Source organism: Oleiphilus sp. HI0086 (assembly GCF_001635225.1).
Map to the genome: position 1 here is coordinate 1 of NZ_LWFZ01001066.1, position 2,095 is coordinate 2,095.

The following is a 2,095-nucleotide window of genomic DNA, read 5'->3' on the forward strand; positions in this document are numbered from 1 at the left end:
CCACCAGCCATCATTATGAAAAGCGGCGAGTACTTTGCAAACATGACTTTGCCTCTAGCATTGATTTGCGTAGGCGGTTCGATCAAGTTAAATGAATTAAAAGATAGCAATCATCTTGCATTAAAAGCAACTTTACTGAAGCTTGTTGGATTGCCATTGCTGTTCACCCTTGCCGCCTTAGTGATGGGTTTTAAAGATTTAGCATTGGGTACTTTGTTTCTTATGTTCGCAAGCCCCACAGCTACAGCGAGTTTCGTAATGGCTAAGGCCATGCGAGGCAACGCCGAATTGGCCGCAACGATTATCGCTTTATCCACCGTACTGTCACTATTAACAGTAAGCACAGGAATATTTGTACTGCGGGCATTAGGTTTGGCCTAAGCGTGCCTCGTCTTTGTTAAATTGATCCTTCAGGGCTTAACGCCCTACGAAGACCGCATCACGACGCTCGATAAATGACTGAACTCCCTCATTCATATCTTCTGACTCAATGACGGGCTTTAAGCTAGGAAAAAGTTGCTTTATGGCCGATGCCTCGCCTTCTTGTCTTGCAAGCTTAGATGAAGTCAAGCTTCCACGTACAGCCAAAGGAGCTGCCTTAGCGATCTTCTGTGCTAGCGCTAAGGCACATTCTAACTGCTTCCCTGGCTCACATATTTCCTGAATCATTCCCATGCGATACGCATCAGCGGCCGACCACTCGTCACCCGTGAGTAAATATCGTTGAGCATTGGCCCAACCCATTTCATTCTGTAACCGTATCGTTGCCCCACCACAGGCAAACAAACCACGCTGAACCTCCAGCTGAGCAAAGCGTGCATTCTCCGAAGCAACTCTGATATCTGTATTGAGCATCATCTCAACCACCCAGGTATAGCTATAACCTTGCACCGCCATAATAACAGGCTTCGACAAGCTTGGGCCTGATAATGCAAAGGGGTCTATGGTTCTCTCAGGCAAAGGCGGCAAGCCTCCTGATTTAAGAGGCTCTAACCAATCAGTGAGCTCCAAGCCAGCTGAAAAATGTTCTCCCTCTGCGTAAAATACGGCAACACACAAATTATTATCATGCTCCAGCTGGTAATAGGCTCGTGCAATATCGTGATACATTTAGACCGTTAGCGCGTTATACTTTTCCGCTCGATTAACCTTGATCAATAAGATCGAACCTCTTACATCGACTTCAATATAGCTCACTTTTTCCTCCGCTTTCGAATTTGGTTTATGTCTCAAGGTCTAGAACCAGTTTGGCTGCATTTCAAAACAGGTATCGTCTCGCCCCAAAAGTAGATCTGCTTCGTGCTTAGCTAATGGTAATTGCCATTTAATATAATATTGAGCAGCCTGGAGTTTGCCACGGTAAAACGAAAGCTCTTCATGGTTTGCGGGCTCAGTTTCGGCAATCCCCTTTTCTGCCGCTAAGGCCTGGCGTAACCACAGCCACGACACCACCACGCGAGCAAACATCGAAAGGTAAGAACTGGCATTAGATAAGGTCAAGTCAGGAGATTCTTTCTGAAGGTCAGCGCCTAATTGCATAGTAACCCTATGCACTAGTGACAAATGTTCTTCAATTGTTTGCGCCCACGCTTGAAGCCTTTCACTGGATTCTTTAGCACGAGAAAGGTCTAAATTCACCTTAGAGACCAGAACTTGAAGTCCTTTACTGTTGCGCTGCCATAGCTTGCGACCCACTAAATCCAAGGCCTGGATACCATTCGTTCCTTCATGAATTGGGTTTAACCTATTGTCGCGCCAATATTGTTCGACAGGGTACTCTCTGGTATAGCCTGCACCGCCAAGCACCTGAATCGCTAGATCATTCGCTTTTACACCAACTTCGGAGCTCCATGATTTGATCACGGGTGTCAGTAAGTCCAGTAAGAGCTCTGATTTTTCTCTTTCGTCTGCATCAGGGTGTGTATTGACATCATCTAATAAGAAATAACCAAACAGGCATAGTGACATTGCACCTTCAACGTATGCTTTTTGCTCTAACAGCATTCGACGCACGTCGGCGTGCTGGATAATCTCAACAGGCTTGTCATCCGCCTTTTGGCTCGCCAAGCGGCCTTGTAAGCGCTCATTTGCATAA

At 46.2% G+C, this 2,095-nt stretch carries 3 protein-coding genes; 1 reads left to right on the plus strand and 2 read right to left on the minus strand.

What is annotated here, in order from left to right:
• Positions 1 to 381: AEC family transporter (locus tag A3756_RS19005; RefSeq protein ID WP_197481387.1), on the plus strand; the 381-nt coding region annotated here is incomplete at its 5' end.
• 36 nt (positions 382 to 417) lie between these two features.
• On the opposite strand, the gene A3756_RS19010 is transcribed toward A3756_RS19005, so the two are convergent.
• Positions 418 to 1,110, minus strand: a complete 693-nt coding sequence (locus A3756_RS19010) for a crotonase/enoyl-CoA hydratase family protein (RefSeq protein WP_231875513.1) — start codon at positions 1,108 to 1,110, stop codon at positions 418 to 420.
• A 126-nt stretch (positions 1,111 to 1,236) separates the two neighbouring features.
• Positions 1,237 to 2,095: acyl-CoA dehydrogenase C-terminal domain-containing protein (locus A3756_RS19015; RefSeq protein WP_197481388.1), on the minus strand; the 859-nt coding region annotated here is incomplete at its 5' end.